This window comes from Pelomonas caseinilytica (genome assembly GCF_021353235.1).
GTDB lineage: Bacteria > Pseudomonadota > Gammaproteobacteria > Burkholderiales > Burkholderiaceae_C > Pelomonas > Pelomonas caseinilytica.
The window spans coordinates 336,926-353,623 of sequence record NZ_JAJTWT010000004.1 but is presented as its reverse complement, the minus strand read 5'-3'; the positions used below and the strand labels follow the sequence as shown (position 1 = coordinate 353,623).

The following is a 16,698-nucleotide window of genomic DNA, read 5'->3' as shown; positions in this document are numbered from 1 at the left end:
AAAAGGCCGGGCGGCCCCGCACTGCGGGCCGCCCGGCCGAGGGGCCAACGCTCAGAAAGAGTAGCTGGCCTGCACCGAGTAGCGGCGACCCGTGTAGTTCACGCCGCGGGTCATGTAGCCGATGTTCTGCTGCATCAGCTGCCGGGCCAGCGCGTTGTTCAGGTTCTGCCCTTCGAGGCTGAAGCTGAGGTTGTCGCTGTAGCGGTAGGTGACGCCGGCATCGATCTGCCCATAGGCGTCGCTCCACGTCGGCAGCGCCCAGGCCACGCCGGTGCCGTTGGCCAGTCGACCGTCGCCGCCGTTGGTGCCGTTGACGTTGACGCCCTGCAGGTACTTGGAGCGCCAGCTGTAGGCCACGCGCGCCGAGATCGGGCCGTAGTCGTAGAGCAGGGCCAGGTTGTAGGCGTTCTTGGACAGGTTGAGCAGCGGCAGGTTGCCGAAGGTGCGGCCGTCGGTGTCGCAACCGTTGATGTTGAGGTTGAGGTTGTCGGCGCCGGTGCTGGTGCCCGCGCAGTAGGCGCTGATGACGGGGCTGTAGGGCTTGGTCTTGCTGTCGACGTAGGTGTAGTTGGCCTGCACGCCGAAGCCCGAGAGCCAGCCGGGCAGCATGTCGAAGTAGCGCTGGAAGGCGATCTCCAGGCCGCGGGCGTGGCCCTTGGCGCCGTTGACCGGCGACGTGACGGTGAAGTTCACCGGCGTGCCGCTGCCGTCGGTGAGCTGCACGGTGGCCGACTGGCCGACGATGATGTCCTTGAGCTCCTTGTCGAACAGGGCCAGGGTCAGCGAACCGGTCTTGGAGAAGTACCACTCGCCGGTCAGGTCCAGCTGGTTGGACTTGATGGGCTTGAGCATCGGGTTGCCTTCAGCCTTGCCGGTGAGGCTGACGCTGTCGATGACGACGGTGTTGTCCGGCAGGGTGTGCTTCTGCGTGTCCAGGCTCAGCGAGGTGTAGGCCTGCATCTGGGAGAAGTCCGGCCGCGACATGGCCTGGGCCGCGGCCAGGCGGAACTGCAGCTGGTCGGAGGCCTTGAGGCGCAGGTTCAGGCTGGGCAGCACGTTGGTGTAGGTCTGCGACGCGTCCAGGGCCTTGCTGAAGGCCGCCACGACCGGGATGGGCACGCCGGTGGTGGTGGTGGTGGGCGCGTTGTTCTTGAAGACCATGAAGCCGGCGGCCCTCATGTCGGTGCGCACGACGCGCAGGCCGACGTTGCCGTCCACGGGCATGGGCTGGTCTTCCCAGCCGAAGCGCAGCTGGCCGTAGGCGGCCTGCGTCTTCTCGTGCTGCTCGTTGGTGCCGAGCGGGTCGGTGCCGAAGGTCGCGGGCGCCCAGGCGCCGCAGGCCGAGGCGTTGCCGCCGTGCTGCTCGGTGCAGAGGATGTCGTGGTACTTGTGCAGGTCGGCGTAGGTGCCGGGGTAGCCCTTGGCCAGGGACACGTCGGGAACGTAGATGCTCGGCACGTTCTGGCCGCCGAAGAAGTTCTTGAACTCGTGCAGCGTGACCGGCGCGTTGAAGCGCGGGTCGTTCAGGTAGGCCAGGTGGTTGATGTCCCAGCCGCGCTGCCAGGTCTGGGTGATGGCAGCCCAGTTGTAGCTCGGCGTGGAGTTGATCGTCGTCGCGTCCTTGTCGGTCAGGCGGATGCCGAAGCGCAGGTCCTGCAGCACGGGATGGTCGAAGTTGAACTTCGCATCGGCGCGCCAGACCTTGGAGTTGGCCTTGCTCTTGTCCAGGTGTTCCATCGTGAACGCCCAGTAGTAGTTGCCCTTGTCCTGCAAGGCCGCCAGGTCGGAGGCGTCGAAGACGACGCGCGGCGTGGAGCCGGTCAGGTCCACGGTCTCCTTGGGGATTTGCAGGCCGGTGGCGACGGTGGAGTCGAAGGCGTTGGTCTTGGAGCGCACGACCTGGAAGTCGGTGCTGAAGCTCCAGCGGTCGCTGGCCTTCCACTTCAGGTTCCAGCCGAGGTCGCGGGTGCGCGAGTCGCGCGTCATGTAGCGCGTGTCGGCGCCGAAGTTGATGCCGCCGTCGGTCGGGTCGCTCAGCGTGCCGGTCAGCAGCTGGTTGTTGGCCCCGTAGGTGGCGTTGCTGCCGATGACGATGTTGAAGGGCGAGTTCTGGCTGAACAGCGCGTTCTCGTCCCAGTGCATGCGGTACTTGGACTCGAAGTAGGTCAGCGAGCTGCTGACGTCGGCCTTCTTCCACTGCAGGGCGCCGTAGGTGCCTTCGCGGGTGCGGTCGAAATTGGAGTCACGCCACTGCGAGCCCTTGGGCACCCAGTGCGTGCCGTCGACGTTGTAGTAGGGCTCGACCTGCCAGAGGTCGGTGCGGGTGGTGGTCTTGCTGCGCGCCAGGCTCAGCAGCGCGCCGAACTCGCCGAGGTCGGTCTTCCAGCGGTTGGACAGCAGGCCGGAGACGGCCGGGCTCCACTTGCCCTGCAGGTCGTTGTAGTTGCCGCTGACGGAGACGGCGCCCTTGAGGCCGTTGTAGTCGAAGGGCAGGGCGGTGCGCAGGTTGACGAGGCCGCCGACGGCGCCTTCGACCTGCTCGGCCGACGGGTTCTTGTAGACGTCCACGCCGGCCATCAGCTCGGGCGGCACGTCCTCGAAGTTCAGCGCGCGGCCGCCGTTGGCGGAGAAGGTGTCGCGGCCGTTCACTTCCGAGCGCACCCAGGACAGGCCGCGGATGTTGACGCTCGAGCCTTCCACCGAGTAGTGCTCGGGGTCGCCCTTGGCCATGGTGCGGTCGATGGTCACGCCGACGATGCGCTGCAGCACCTCGGTGACGGATTTGTCCGGCAGCTTGCCGATGTCGTCGGCGTTCACGGAGTCGACGATCTCGTCGGACTCCTGCTTGATCTTCTGCGCGGACTGCAGGGCGGCGCGGCGGCCGCTGACGACGACGGTCTCGATCTTCTGGGTCTTGGCGTCGGTGGCCGCGGGCTGGGCGGCGGGCGTGGTCGTCGCCTGCCCGAAGGCCAGGCCGCTGAAGAGCAGGGCCGCCTGGGCGGCGGCGACGGAAATGGCGGTTCTCTTGGGCTTGTTCACTGTGTCTCCTAGTTCTGGTTTGGGGCTCAAGGCCTCTGGTGGAACAGCGGGTTCGGCGGTGTGGAGGTTTTTCGTCACCCGAGCCGATCAGGGCTGCCTCGGGCGTTTCGACGGGGGTGTTTGGCAGCGTTCTCGGCGAGGGTTGATGGGATGGAGGGCGACGTCGGGATGCTCAGCCGCAGAAGCGGTTGACGAGGTTCTCGAGGACTTCTTGGCGGCCCGACACGGGCGCCACGTCGGTGTTGCGGGCCAGCACTTCGTCGGCGAGGTCGGCGAGGTTGCGGCGGCCCTGCAGGATGTCCTGGCCGGCGGCGGTGTCCCAGCCGGCGTAGCGGCTGTCCACGGCGGCCTTCAGGCGGCCGTCGACGATCATCTTTTCCGCGACCAGCAGGGCCTGGGCGCAGACGTCCATGCCGCCGATGTGGCCGTGGAAGAGGTCCGCGGCATCGATGCTCTGGCGGCGCACCTTGGCGTCGAAGTTCAGGCCGCCCGAGCCCAGGCCGCCGGCCTGCAGCACGTGGTACAGCGCGATGGCCGTCTCGGGCACGTTGTTGGGGAACTGGTCGGTGTCCCAGCCGAGCTGCGGGTCGCCGCGGTTCATGTCCAGGCTGCCGAGGATGCCGAGCGCGCCAGCCGTGGCGATCTCGTGCTCGAAGCTGTGGCCCGACAGCGTGGCGTGGTTGGCCTCGATGTTGACCTTGACCTCCTTCTCGAGGCCGTAGCGCACGAGGAAGCCGTAGACGGTGGCGGTGTCGAAGTCGTACTGGTGCTTGGAGGGCTCGCGCGGCTTGGGCTCGATGAGGATGGCGCCCTTGAAGCCGATCTTGTGCTTGTAGTCGACCACCATGTTGAGGAAGCGGCCGAGCTGGTCGAGCTCCTGGCCGAGGCGCGTGTTCAGCAGGGTCTCGTAGCCCTCGCGGCCGCCCCAGAGCACGTAGTTCTCGCCGCCAAGGGCGAGCGTGGCGTCCATGGCGTCGCGCACCTGCAGCGCCGCCATCTTGAAGATCTCGGGGTCGGGGTTGCTGGCCGCGCCCGACATGAAGCGGCGGTGGCTGAAGAGGTTGGCCGTGCCCCACAGCAGCTTCAGGCCGGTGGCCTGCTGCTTGTCGGCCAGCACCTCGACGATGCGCTTGAAGTTGTCCTGGCTCTCGCGCGGCGTGGCGCCCTCGGGGGCGACGTCACGGTCGTGGAAGCAGTAATAGGGCAGGCCGAGCTTGGCGAAGAACTCGAAGGCCGCGTCCGCCTTCAGCCGGGCCAGTTCCATCGGGCTGCCGCCCTGGAACCAGGGCCGCTCGAAGGTGGCGCCGCCGAAGGGGTCCAGGCCCGTCCAGACGAAGTTGTGCCAGTAGCAGGCCGCGAAGCGCAGGTGGTCCTCCATGCGCTTGCCCAGGACCAGGCGGTCCTTGTCGTAGTGCTTGAAGGCCAGCTCGTTGGGGCTGTCGGCGCCCTCGTAGCGGATGGGGGCGATGTGTTGGAAGTAGCTCGTCATGGTCGGAGTTCAGGCGCCGCGCAGGCGGCGGTAGAGATCGCGGAAGCGCGCCAGGCGCGGAGCCAGGCGAGCCGCCCGCGCGGGGTCGGGGCAATGGAGGGCGGCCACGGGAGGCCGGGTGCAGACGGCGTCGACGCTGCCGCCGGCGGCGAGGAATCCCAGGCGCGCCGCGCCCAGGGCGCCGCCGGCTTCGCTGCCGGCGTGCACGGCGACGTCAACGCCCAGGGTGTCGGCGATGAGGCCGGCCCAGAAGGCACTGCGGGCACCGCCGCCCACCAGGGACAGCTGGTGCACCTCGGTGCCGGCGGCGCGCAACGCGTCCAGCCCGTCGGCCAGGCCGAAGGCCACGCCTTCGAGCACGGCATAGGTGCAGTCGGCGCGCGTCGTGGCCGAGCGCAGGCCGTGGAAGACGCCCGGGGCGAAGGGGTCGTTGTGCGGGGTGCGCTCGCCGGCGAGGTAAGGCAGGAAGATGGGGGCGCTGGCGGTGCGGTCGACCCGGTCGTTGACTACGCTGTCATCGGGCGCGAGTTCGGCCAGCAGCGTCGCTTCGTCGCTGCCCACGAGCTGGCAGAACCAGCGCAGACAGCTCGCGGCCGACAGCATCACGCTCATCTGGTGCCAGCGCTGGGGCAGGGCGTGGCAGAAGGCGTGGACGGCCGACGCCGGGTTGGGGCGGTAGCGGTCGTTGACGACGAAGAGCACGCCCGAGGTGCCCAGGGAGATGAAGCCGTCGCCCGGCCGCGTGGCGCCGATGCCGATGGCGCTGGCGGCGTTGTCGCCGGCACCCCCGGCCACGACCACCTCCGGCCCAAGGCCCCAGGCCTTGGCCAGTTCCGGCTTGAGCACGCCGCTGGGCTGGCTGGCCTCGACCAGGCGCGGCATGTGGGCGCGCGTCAGGCCGCAGGCGGCGAGCAGTTCGTCGGACCAGTCGCGGCGCGCCACGTCCAGCCACAGGGTGCCGGCGGCGTCGGACGGGTCGCTGACCTTGTCGCCGGTGAGCTGCAGGCGCAGCCAGTCCTTGGGCAGCAGCACGCTGCGCACCTGCGCGAAGGTCTCGGGCTCGTGCTTCCTCACCCACAGCAGCTTGGGCGCGGTGAAGCCGGGCATGGCGAGGTTGCCGGCGATGTCGTGCAGGCGCGGCGCGGCGGCTTCCAGCTCGGCGCACTCGGCGTGACTGCGGCCGTCGTTCCAGAGGATGGCGGGGCGCAGGACGGCATCGCCGTCGTCGAGCAGGACGGCCCCGTGCATCTGGCCCGACAGGCCGATGCCGCGCACGGCGGCGAACTCGGCCGGGTGGGCGGCGCGCAGCCTGGAGACCGCCTCGCCGGTGGCGCGCCACCAGTCCACGGGGTTCTGCTCGGACCACAGCGGCTGCGGCGACGACAGCGTCAGCGCGCTGCCGGCCGTGCCGACGATGCGGCCATCGCCGTCGAGCAGCAGCAGCTTGACTTCGGAAGTGCCGAGATCGATGCCGAGGTACATCAGGCGGCCCTCTCGAACGGGTAGGCGCGATGGAATGTTGATCTCATTTCAGTGGTTCGTGGTGCTGGGGCATGAAACGAGACGAGAAATACGACCGTGCAGGGCAGGCAGAGATCGCCGCGTTGGCTCGCCTCCGTAGCTCTGCGGGTTGCCTTCAGGTCCCACTTCATGCCGCCTCCTCCGTGGCGATGGGCGTCGTCGTGCCGCTGGCGGCAGTGCGGCTTTCCGCCAGCGGCAGGGCCGGGCGGGTCAGGCGGTAGCGCGCCAAGGCCGCGGCACCGACCGCCACGGCGTTGGCGCCGAAGCGCGAGGTCCGCACGCTGGGCGGCGTCAGGTTGGCCGCGGCGGCGTAGTCGTTCAGGGTGTCGAAGGCCGGCTTGAGGAAGGGCTCGCCCAGCTCCACGACGGCGCCGCCGAGGACGATGCTGCCGGGGTCGTAGGCGGTGGCCAGGTTCTGCAGCAGCACGCCGAGGTAGCGGCCGGCGGAGGCCACGGCCCTGAGGGTCTCGGAGTCTTCGTCCACCAGATGGGCGCGCACCTCGGACAGCGAGCGCAGCGCGGCCGTGTCCTCGCTGCCGCCGAGCATGGCGCGGGTGGCGATCAGGGCTTCGGCGCAACCGCGGCGCCCGCAGGAGCAGCGCGGCCCGTTCAGTTGCAGCACCATGTGGCCGACCTCGCCCGCGAAGCCGCGGCTGCCGGTCAGCAGGCGGTCGCCGACGATGACGCCCGCGCCCAGGCCCTGGTTGATGGACACGTACAGCAGCGGGTCGGAGGCGGGCGCGGCGTTGAACTCCATCTCGCCCAGGGCTGCCACGTCGGCCTCGTTCTGCAGGAAGAGGGGCACGCCGGCCAGCTCGGTGCCCTGCAGCTTCTCGCCGAGCAGGGCGCCGAAGGGCAGGTCGCGCCAGCCGAGATTGGGGGCGAAGTGCAGCACGCCGCGCGCCTCGTCCACGCCGCCGGGCAGGCCCACGCCGATGCCGAGGATGCGCTGGCCGGCGTCGAGCTGGCGGCGCACCTTGAGCAGGGCGCCGGCGAGGCTGGCGATGCAGGCCTTGGCCGTGCGGCTGGCGCCGTAGTTGGCGACCGTGAAAGCCAGCACCTCGCCGGTCAGCGAGGTGGCGACGACGCGGACCGATTCGATGCCGACCTCGGCACCGAGCAGGAGCAGCCGGGCCGGGTCGATGAACAGGGGCGTGGGCCGGCGGCCGAGGTCGCCGGTGGCGACGACCTCGCGCTCCACCAGCCAGCCTTCGGCGATGAGCTCGCGCACCAGCAGGCTGACGGTGGACTTGGTGAGGCCCACGGTGCCGGCGAGGTCGGCCCGCGACAGGCCCGGGTTGGCGCACAGATGGCGCACCAGGGCCATGCGGTTGATGACCTTGAGCAATTGCTGGGCGCCGGCGGCTTCAGCCTGCAAACCTGTCTCCTCTTGTGACCGCCTGATGACGGTTTGCGGCCATATTAGTTCGACCGTCGCACGAAGTAAATAGGGTGAAAGCACCTAGCCGAGTTGGTGCGTCCACGCCGAAGATCGCGCCGCCGACCACCAACGAGGCCGCAGACGAACAAAGCCACGGAGACATGGAGACACAGAGGCGATCGGCCGACGCCCTCGCAGTGATCCGGTGTCTCCGTGGCTGTGTTTTGATGTCTTTGGAGATGCCCTGACGGGCTTGTCCGCAGACCGGCACCGCACGAGGCGAATGGCCACGAGGCCTGCCTTTCACGGAGACAACAAGGACCGATTCATGAAGTTCACTGACGGACAGTGGATGCTTCAGCCGGGCGTCGCCGCGCATTACGCGGCCGAGGCCTATGCGGTGGAAGCCCACTCAGACCGCCTCGTCGTGCTCGCCACGACCCGCCCCATCAAGCACCGTGGCGACACGCTGCAGGGTCCCACGCTGACCGTGACGCTGACCTCGCCGCTGCCCGGCGTCATCCGCGTGAGCGTGGAGCACTACACGGCCTCCAGCGCCCCGCGCCTGCACGTGCCCATGGTGGGCGCCACGCAGCCGGCGGTGCAGGTCGCCGAGACCGACACCCACGCCACGCTCACCTCCGGCCCCATCTCCGTGGAGGTGAAGAAGGGCGAGGGCTGGAGCCTGGTCTTCCGCGAAGGCGGGCGCGTCCTGACCAAGAGCGACTGGCGCAGCCTCGGCTATGTCCAGTGGGCCGGCAAGGGCAACCACGTGCACGAGCAGCTGACGCTGGCCGTCGGCGAGAACGTCTATGGCCTGGGCGAGCGCTTCACGCCCTGGGTCAAGAACGGCCAGGTGGTGGAGAACACCAACAAGGACGGCGGCACGGCCTGCGAGCAGGCCTACAAGAACGTGCCTTTCTACCTGACCAACCGCGGCTACGGCGTGCTCGTCGACGAGGCGGGCCCCGTGTCCTTCGAAGTCGGCTCCGAGAAGGTGGCCCGCGTGCAGTTCAGCCGCGAGGGCGAGAGCCTGGCCTACTGCGTCATCGCCGGCCCCAGTCCCAAGGACGTGGTCTCCCGCCTGACCGCGCTGACGGGGCGCGCCCCGCTGCCGCCGGCCTGGAGCTTCGGCCTGTGGATGACGACCTCGTTCACGACCAAGTACGACGAGGCCACCGCCACCCACTTCATCGACGAGATGGCGCGGCGCGAGCTGCCGCTGTCGGTCTTCCACTTCGACTGCTTCTGGATGCGCGAGTTCCAGTGGTGCGACTTCGAATGGGACCGCCGCGGCTTCCCCGAGCCCGAGGCGATGCTGAAGCGCCTGCACGCCAAGGGCCTGAAGATCAGCCTTTGGATCAACCCCTACGTGGCCCAGAAGTCGCCCCTTTTCGCCGAGGGCGTCAAGCACGGCTACTTCATCAAGCGGGACAACGGGCTGACCTTCCAGACCGACCAGTGGCAGCCCGGCATGGCCATCGTCGACTTCACCAACCCCGCGGCCAAGGCCTGGTACCAGGGCCATCTGCGCCGCCTGCTGGCCACCGGCGCCGACTGCTTCAAGACCGACTTCGGCGAGCGCATCCCGAGCGAGGGCGTCGTCTATCACGACGGCTCCGACTCCGTGGAGATGCACAACCTCTACGCCCTCAAGTACAACGAGGCCGTCTTCGAGCTGCTGCAGGAAGTGCAGGGCAAGGAGGCCATCGTCTTCGCCCGCTCCACCTACGCCTCGGGCCAGCGTTTCCCGGTGCACTGGGGCGGCGACTGCTGGAGCACCTTCGAGTCCATGGCCGAGAGCCTGCGCGGCGGCCTGTCGCTGACGAGCTGCGGCTTCGCCTTCTGGAGCCACGACATCGGCGGCTTCGAGGGCAACCCGCCGCCGGCCGTCTACAAGCGCTGGATCCAGTTCGGCCTGATGTCCTCGCACAGCCGCCTGCACGGCAGCAGCAGCTACCGGGTGCCATGGCTGGTGGACGAGGAAAGCTGCGACGTGCTGCGCCTGTTCACCCGGCTCAAGCACCAGCTCATGCCCTACCTCTACGCCAAGGCGCACGAAGCCACGCAGACCGGCGTGCCCATGATGCGGGCCATGCTGATGGAGCATCCGCGGGACCCGGCCTGCGCGCCGCTGGACCGGCAGTACCAGCTCGGCGAGGCCCTGCTCGTGGCGCCCATCTTCACCGAGGACGGCGAGGTGGACTTCTACCTGCCCGAGGGCACGTGGACCCATCTGCTCAACGGCGAGAAGAAGCAGGGCGGGCGCTGGCACCGCGAGGTGCACGGCTTCCTGTCCATGCCGCTCTACGCCGCGCCGGGCAGCGTCATCCCCTGGGGTGCCGAGACCGAACGGCCCGACTACGACTACACCCGCGGCACGGTGCTGCGCGTCTTCGAGCTGGCCGACGGCGCGAGCGCGGCCTTCACGGTCGTGGGCGTGGACGGCCAGGTCGCGGCCCGCGGTGCGGTGAAGCGCGAAGGCAGCCGCTACACGGCCCAGGTGAGCGAAGGCGCGCTGCGCGACTGGGCCCTGGAGGTGGACGGGCGCCGCAGCCCGGTGCAGGCCGAGGGCGGCGCCCTCAGCTGGCAGGCGGACTGAGCATGCGCCGCCTGCTCCTCACGGCCGCGCTGGCCGTGCCGCTGGCTGCGCCCGCGCAGGACGAGATCGCCGTCAACCAGGTCGGCTACCTGCCGGGGGCGGCCAAGGTCGCCGACGTGCCGGCCGGCCGGGCGACGGCCTTCAGCGTCATCGACGCCGAGGGCCGCACCGCGCTGCGCGGGCGCCTCGGCGCCGCGTCGACCTGGGCGCCTGCCGGCCAGGCCGTGCGGCTGGCCGACTTCTCCGCGCTGAAGCGGCCCGGCCGCTACCGGCTGCGGGTGGAGGGCCTGCCCGACTCGCCGGCCTTCGACATCGGCGCCGAGGCCTATGCCGCCCTCAACGCCGGCGCCATCCGGGCCTACTACTTCAACCGTGCGAGCACCCCGCTGTTGGCCGAGCATGCCGGCCCCTGGGCCCGCGCCGCCGGCCACCCCGACGACCACGTCATCGTCCACGCCTCCGCCGCCGGGCCCGGCCGGCCGGAAGGCAGCGTCATCAGCGCGCCCAAGGGCTGGTACGACGCCGGCGACTACAACAAGTACATCGTCAACTCCGGCATCACCGTCTACACGCTGCTGGCCGCGTGGGAGCATTTCCCCGAAGTCCTGCGCGACCAGGACCTGCGCATTCCCGAGAGCGGCAATGGCCTGCCCGACCTGCTCGACGAGGCCCTGTGGAACCTCGAATGGATGCTGGCCATGCAGGACCCGGCGGACGGCGGTGTCTATCACAAGCTCACCAACAAGGGCTTCGACGGCGTGGTCATGCCGGCCGACGCCAAGGGCGAGCGTTATGTCGTGCAGAAGACGACGGCCGCGGCACTCGACTTCGCCGCCGTCATGGCCCAGGCCAGCCGCGTGTTCGCGGCCTTCGAGACCGAGCGGCCGGGCCTGTCGGCCCGCATGCTGACGGCGGCTCGGCGTGCCTGGAGCTGGGCCCAGGCCCATCCCAGGGAGATCTACCGGCAGCCGGCGGACATCCACACCGGCGAGTACGGCGACCCGGAACTGTCCGACGAGTTCGCCTGGGCCGGCGTGGAGCTGTGGGTCAGCACCGGCGAGGCGGCCTTCCGCCCCGACCTGGAGCGGCTGCCCATCGGCGTGCCGTCCTGGGGCGACGTGAAGGGCCTGGCCTGGGTAACCCTAGGCAGCCATCGGCAGGATCTGAGTCAGAATGACAGCGTTGTCGTCAAAACTCGCATCATGGCCCTAGCGGATCAACTCACTGCCACCTGGCGGGCCTCGGCCTACCGTGTCGGCATGCGTGCCCAGGACTACGAATGGGGCAGCAGCTCCGTCATGCTCAACCGGGCCCTGATGCTGATCCAGGGCTATCGGCTGGCGCCCAGGCCCGACACCCTGGCCGCCGCCCAGGCGCTGTTCGACCACGTGCTCGGCCGCAACCCCATGGGCCGCTCGCTGGTCACCGGCTTCGGCAGCCGGCCGCCTCGCCATCCCCACCACAGGCCCTCCGAGGCCGACGGCGTCGACGAGCCGGTGCCGGGCTTCGTCGTCGGCGGCCCCAACCCCGGCCAGCAGGACCAGCCGGGCTGCCCCGTGCGCTACGCCTCGCCGCTGCCCGCACGCTCCTGGCTCGATCATTTCTGCAGTTATGCCAGCAACGAGGTGGCCATCAACTGGAATGCGCCGCTGGTTTACGTGTCGGCGGCGCTGCAGGCGCTGACGCCGAAGGCCAGGTAGGAACGGAGCCGGCGGGACGGACATGCAAGCTCGCAACTGGCTGACCGCGCTGTTGCTGGCCGCGCTCGCCGCGGCTGCCGGGCCGGCTCGTGCCTACCAGTGGGTGGAGGCCGAGTCGCCGCACTTCCACGTGCTGGCACGCGGCACGCGAGTGATGCTGGAGCAGCGCCTGCAGAAGCTCGAGCAACTGCACCACGCCATGCTGCTGTCCCTGGGCGTCGGGGAAGGCCAGGCGCTGAACCGCCCGCCGTTCGAGATGGTGTTGAAGGACGACGAGAACGTCGTCGCCAGCTTCTTCCCCAAGCTGCGTGACCGGGCGTCGGGTGTCTTCATCCTGGATGAAGGGGGCTCCCTGGCCATCTCCACCGCCTGGCTGGACCAGGGGCGCCGGGACTACACGGGCATGGTGCTGTATCACGAGTACGCCCACCGCGTGATGTACCAGTACGCCCGCATCCCCTATCCGCGCTGGTATGTGGAAGGCTTTGCGGAGTATTTCGGGGCGACCTACATGGATACCGAAGCCGTCGAGCTGGGCGCTGCCCTGCTGTCGGCCCACGTGCTGAACCACGAGCGCTGGGTGGAGGCTGCGCAGCTGCTGAAACCCGGCAAGACCGCGGCCGGCAAGGACTTCGATCCCCTGGACAGCCCGACCTTCTATGCCCAGTCCTGGCTGCTGACCCACTACATGCTGGCGGACAGCGCCCGGACCCAGCGTTTCAACGACTACTTCCGCCGGGTGGCCGCAGGTGAAGACGCGCTGGCGGCCTTCGAGCCCGCCGTCGGCATCGCCGTGGACAAGCTCAACGACGAACTGCGGGGCTATCGCGACAAGATGTACGCCGCGCGCATTCCCAACAGCGCGTTTCCGAAGGTCGAGCTGCGGGTCAAGCCCCTGCCGCAGGCCGAGGCGGAGGCCGAGTTCGACCGGCTCGTCGTCTTCGCGAGTCCCAAGGCGGAGGTGGGCAAGGCGGCCCTGGAGCGGCTGCGCGCGGCCGTCGCCAAGGCCGGTGGCGACCAGGCGCCGGAGCGCATCCGCCTGGCCCTGGCCTATGCCGAGATCCGAGGTGGCGACCTTGCGCGCGCCTTCGAGATCCTGTCCTTCTGGGCCCAGCGCGACGACGCGCCGTTCATGGCCAACCTGCAGCTCGGCCTGGCCTGGCAAGCCGAAGCCGAACACCTTCAAGGCGCGGAGCGAAGCCAGGCGCTCGACCAGGCCCGCGCCTTCCTCGTGGCGGCCTACAAGCAACGACGCAACGATGCGCCCACGCTGTACCAGCTCGCCCGGGTGCTGCTCGAGGGCAAAGGCCTGAGCCCCAGCGTCATCAACGCGGCGGACGGGGCGGCCTCCTACGAACCGCAGGTCGGGGCCTATGCCCTGCTGGCGGCATCCGTCAACGTGCAGGCGGGTCATCGCGACAAGGCCCTGCGCCCGCTGCAGATGCTGGCCAGCAACCCGCACGGCGGTGAGGGGGCCGAGCGCGCCCGCGCCGCCCTCCAGGCCCTCCAATCCAACCAGGACGCCGCCGCCATCGCCGCGCTGCTCAGCGGCAGCAAGAAGCCCACCCCACCATGAAACCATCCTCCCGCCACCCGCTCGTCTGGGTACCTTCGCTCTACCTGGCCATGGGCCTGCCCAACGTGATGGTCGGCGTGGTCGCGGCCATCATCTACAAGAACCTCGGCGTCGCCAACGAGGACATCGCCCTCTACACCTCGCAGATGTACCTGCCCTGGGTGCTCAAGCCACTGTGGGCGCCGCTGCTGGAGGCCTATCGCAGCAAGCGCTTCTGGGTCATCAGCATGGAGTTCACCATGGCCGCCGGCCTCGGCCTGGTGGCGCTGAGCCTGCCGCTGGAGGGCTTCTTCAAGCTCTCGCTGGCCTTCTTCTGGATCGTCGGCTTCGCCTCGGCCACGCAGGACACCTGCGCCGACGGCGTCTTCATGACCACCGTCAGCAAGACCGACCAGGCGCGCTATTCCGGCCTGCAGGGCATGTGCTGGAACATGGGCGCCGTCATCGCCTCGGGCCTGCTGGTGTCGCTGACGGGCTACCTGCACAACCACATGGCCATGAGCTGGGTGCAGTGCTGGGTCGTCGTCGTGTCGCTCGCGGCGGGCGCCATGGCGCTCTTCGGCGTGTACCACCTGCGCGTGCTGCCGCCGGGCTCGCCGTCGGCCCTGCAGGGCCAGGGCATGGCCGTGGGCCTGCGCGCCACCGCCGAGGCCTGGCTCACCTTCTTCCAGAAGCCGCAGATCTGGATGATGCTGGCCGTCATCTTCTTCTACCGCTTCGGCGAGGGCTTCATCGAGAAGTTCGGCCCGCTCTTCCTGCTGGATGGCACGGCCGCCGGCGGCCTGGGCATGGACAACGAATCCCTCGGCCACATCAACGGCACCGTCGGCACGCTGACCTTCATCGCCGGCGCCTTCCTGGGCGGCTTCTTCGTCGCCAGGCGCACCCTGCCGCGCAGCTTCTTCACGCTGGCCCTGGTGCTCAACATCCCGCACCTGACCTACTTCTACCTCGCGCAGACCATGCCGACGGACACGACCACCATCGCCGTCATCGTCGCCATCGAGAAGTTCGGCTTCGGCATGGGCTCGGTCGGCCACATGCTCTACATGATGCAGCAGATCGCCCCCGGCCCCTTCCGCATGGCCCACTACGCCATGGCCACGGGCGTCATGGCGCTCACGAAATGGGGCACGGGCAGCGTCAGCGGCCTGCTGTGGAACATGGTGGACCACCACTACGTCAGCTTCTTCGGCTGGGTGCTGGTGTTCTCCATCCCGCCGGTCATCCTGGCCTGGCTGGCACCCTTCCCGCACGACCACGAGCAGGCGCCGGAGAACCACGGCGAGGCCGCCGTGGTGGGAGGCCACTGATGCGCAACCTACTCGGCATGGCCCTCGCCGCCGCCGCGGTGTCGGCGGCTTCAGCCGCCCCCGCCGCCCCTGCCTGCGCGCCCGATGCCCTGGGCACCTCGCGTACGCTGGCCCTGCCGCGCGCCGCGGGCGCCTGGGGCACGGTCCAGCACGCGCCGCTGCCGGGCCTGGCGCCCAGGGAAGTGGTGCTGACCTTCGACGACGGCCCCCGGCCCGAATCCACGCCCCTGGTGCTGAAGGCCCTGGCCGACCAGTGCGTGAAGGCCAGTTTCTTCATGAACGGCGAGCCCATGGCCCGTCACCCGGAACTGGCCCGCCAGGTGCGCGACGCCGGCCACAGCGTGGGCATGCACGGCTACCGGCACGACAACTTCTCGCAGATCCCGGCCGAAGGCCAGCTCCGCGACCTCGAATCCATGATCTCGACCTACGTCGAGGTGCTGGGCGAGGCGCCCCCGGCCTACCGCTTCCCTTTCCTGGCCGAGTCGCCGGTGCTGTTGCAGGCGCTGGACCAGCGCGGCATCACCGTCATGTCCGTCGACGCCGGCGCCGAAGACTGGCTGCCCGACCAGACGCCGCAGATGCTGGCCGACAAGCTGCTGGCACAGCTCGCCAAGCCGGGCGGCGGCATCATCCTGCTGCACGACGCCCAGGACCAGACGGCCCGGGCGCTGCCTTTCCTGCTGCAGACGCTGAAGGCGAACGGCTACCGGGTGGTGCAGCTGCGCTGGCAGTAGCCGGCGCCGCCGCTGACCCTCCCCGAAAGTCCTACTTCGAGAACCAGCCGGCCACACGCTGGCGCAGGCGCTCGAAGAAGCCGGCGCGGGCCACGTCGGCGAGGGCAACGACGGGGGCTTCGCCCAGCGCCTTGCCATTGGCCGTGGCGACGATCTTGCCGATCACGGCGCCCTTGGCGATGGGCGCCTCGAGCGCGGGGTTCAGCGAGACCGCGGTCTGCACGGCCGCCGCCTGGCCCTTGGGCACCACCAGGGTCCAGGGCTGCGCGATGCCGGCGTTCACCGTGGGCGCCACGCCGTAGGTGACCTTGGCGCTCGTCAACGTCGCGCCCGCCTGCGCGGGGGACGCTTGCTCGAAGTTGGCGTAGCCCCAGTTGAACAGCACGCGGGTCTGGTCGGCGCGGGCCTGCTTGCTGTCGGCGTTCATGATGACCGAGATCAGGCGCATGCCGTTGCGCTTGGCCGATGCGGTCAGGCAATAGCCCGCTTCTTCCGTGTGCCCGGTCTTGAGCCCGTCGACCGTGGGGTCGGTGTACAGCAGCGCATTGCGGTTGCCTTGCTTGATGCCGTTGTAGGTGAACTCGCGCTCCGCGTAGATCGGGTAGTACTCGGCGCTGTTGCGGATGATGGCGGCCGCCAGCACGGCCAGGTCGCGTGCCGAGGCCTTGTTGTTGGGGTCGGGCAGCCCCGCCGCGTTCGCGAACTGGGTCTTGGTCATGCCCAGCTTCTTGGCCTCGGCGTTCATCATCGCCACGAAGCCCGACTCCGAACCCCCGACGTGCTCCGCGAGGGCCTTGGAGGCGTCGTTGCCGCTGGCGATGACCACGCCGCGCAGCATGTCCATCAGGGAGGCCTGGGCGTTGAGGGGCACGAACATGCAGCTGTCGCCGTCCTTGCCGCCGCGGCACCAAGCGCTCTCGCTCATGGTGACCTTGTCGTCGGGCTTGAGCTTGCCGCTCTTGAGCCCCTGCTCCACCAGGTAGCTGGTCATCATCTTGGTCAGCGACGCCGGCGGCAGCGGTTCGTCCGGGTTGGACGAGGCCAGGATCTGCCCGTTGTCGAAGTTCATCAGCACCCACGCCTTGTTGGCGAGGACGGGCACCGACTGGCCGTTGGCGTCGGTGGTCATCGTGGGTTCGACCGGGGCGGTGGCCTTGGGCTTGTGGGCCGCGGCGCGCGCCTTGGCGTGGGGTGCGGCAAGGACGGCGGCAGGCATGGCCACGACGAAGGCGCTGGCCAGCGAGAGGGAAATCAGGCGGGTGGAGGGGAGGCGGTACTTCATGGGATCTACTCATCAACGGGGCGGCACGGCCGGGCATGCCCGATCAGGCATTGCACCG

The 16,698-nt window shown here is 69.5% G+C and carries 10 protein-coding genes; 5 read left to right on the top strand and 5 right to left on the bottom strand.

Features of this window, described 5'->3' with window-relative positions:
- Positions 1 to 51: 51 nt before the first annotated feature.
- The 4 genes from LXT12_RS12290 to LXT12_RS12275 form a co-directional block, all read right to left on the bottom strand.
- Positions 52 to 3,039: a TonB-dependent receptor gene (locus LXT12_RS12290; protein ID WP_233392423.1), complete on the bottom strand. Its 2,988-nt coding sequence runs from the start codon at positions 3,037 to 3,039 to the stop codon at positions 52 to 54.
- A gap of 172 nt (positions 3,040 to 3,211) precedes the next feature.
- Entirely contained in the window at positions 3,212 to 4,528 is a 1,317-nt protein-coding gene (gene xylA / locus LXT12_RS12285; protein ID WP_233392421.1) for a xylose isomerase, read from the bottom strand.
- A gap of 9 nt (positions 4,529 to 4,537) precedes the next feature.
- On the bottom strand, positions 4,538 to 6,010 hold the full coding sequence (gene xylB, locus LXT12_RS12280) for a xylulokinase (protein ID WP_233392419.1): 1,473 nt from the start codon (positions 6,008 to 6,010) through the stop codon (positions 4,538 to 4,540).
- Between the two features lie 166 nt (positions 6,011 to 6,176).
- Positions 6,177 to 7,427, bottom strand: a complete 1,251-nt coding sequence (locus tag LXT12_RS12275) for an ROK family transcriptional regulator (protein ID WP_233392416.1) — start codon at positions 7,425 to 7,427, stop codon at positions 6,177 to 6,179.
- Positions 7,428 to 7,758: 331 nt separating this feature from the next.
- Between LXT12_RS12275 and yicI the strand changes: the two genes are divergently transcribed.
- The 5 genes from yicI to LXT12_RS12250 are packed head-to-tail and all read left to right on the top strand — an operon-like array spanning position 7,759 to position 15,358.
- Positions 7,759 to 10,032 (top strand): alpha-xylosidase, encoded by a 2,274-nt coding sequence (gene yicI / locus LXT12_RS12270; protein WP_233392414.1) that lies wholly within the window; start codon positions 7,759 to 7,761, stop codon positions 10,030 to 10,032.
- Between the two features lie 2 nt (positions 10,033 to 10,034).
- On the top strand, positions 10,035 to 11,732 hold the full coding sequence (locus LXT12_RS12265; protein WP_233392412.1) for a glycoside hydrolase family 9 protein: 1,698 nt from the start codon (positions 10,035 to 10,037) through the stop codon (positions 11,730 to 11,732).
- Between the two features lie 22 nt (positions 11,733 to 11,754).
- Entirely contained in the window at positions 11,755 to 13,308 is a 1,554-nt protein-coding gene (locus LXT12_RS12260; RefSeq protein WP_233392411.1) for a gluzincin family metallopeptidase, read from the top strand.
- On the top strand, positions 13,305 to 14,621 hold the full coding sequence (locus tag LXT12_RS12255; protein WP_233392409.1) for an MFS transporter: 1,317 nt from the start codon (positions 13,305 to 13,307) through the stop codon (positions 14,619 to 14,621). The genes LXT12_RS12260 and LXT12_RS12255 overlap by 4 nt, the downstream gene beginning before the upstream one ends.
- Positions 14,621 to 15,358, top strand: a complete 738-nt coding sequence (locus tag LXT12_RS12250) for a polysaccharide deacetylase family protein (RefSeq protein ID WP_233392407.1) — start codon at positions 14,621 to 14,623, stop codon at positions 15,356 to 15,358. Before LXT12_RS12255 ends, LXT12_RS12250 begins: the two co-directional genes overlap by 1 nt.
- Positions 15,359 to 15,389: 31 nt before the next feature.
- Here the strand turns inward: LXT12_RS12250 and LXT12_RS12245 are convergent, their stop codons facing one another.
- Positions 15,390 to 16,640, bottom strand: coding sequence for a D-alanyl-D-alanine carboxypeptidase family protein (locus LXT12_RS12245; RefSeq protein ID WP_233392405.1), 1,251 nt, complete (start codon positions 16,638 to 16,640; stop codon positions 15,390 to 15,392).
- Positions 16,641 to 16,698: the final 58 nt, after the last annotated feature.

Coding starts and splice junctions, on each gene's coding strand:
- xylA (WP_233392421.1), bottom strand. CDS start 4,528: ATGACGAGCTACTTCCAACACATCGCCCCCATCCGCTACGAGGGCGCC.
- xylB (WP_233392419.1), bottom strand. CDS start 6,010: ATGTACCTCGGCATCGATCTCGGCACTTCCGAAGTCAAGCTGCTGCTG.
- yicI (WP_233392414.1), top strand. CDS start 7,759: ATGAAGTTCACTGACGGACAGTGGATGCTTCAGCCGGGCGTCGCCGCG.
- LXT12_RS12265 (WP_233392412.1), top strand. CDS start 10,035: ATGCGCCGCCTGCTCCTCACGGCCGCGCTGGCCGTGCCGCTGGCTGCG.
- LXT12_RS12260 (WP_233392411.1), top strand. CDS start 11,755: ATGCAAGCTCGCAACTGGCTGACCGCGCTGTTGCTGGCCGCGCTCGCC.
- LXT12_RS12255 (WP_233392409.1), top strand. CDS start 13,305: ATGAAACCATCCTCCCGCCACCCGCTCGTCTGGGTACCTTCGCTCTAC.
- LXT12_RS12250 (WP_233392407.1), top strand. CDS start 14,621: ATGCGCAACCTACTCGGCATGGCCCTCGCCGCCGCCGCGGTGTCGGCG.
- LXT12_RS12245 (WP_233392405.1), bottom strand. CDS start 16,640: ATGAAGTACCGCCTCCCCTCCACCCGCCTGATTTCCCTCTCGCTGGCC.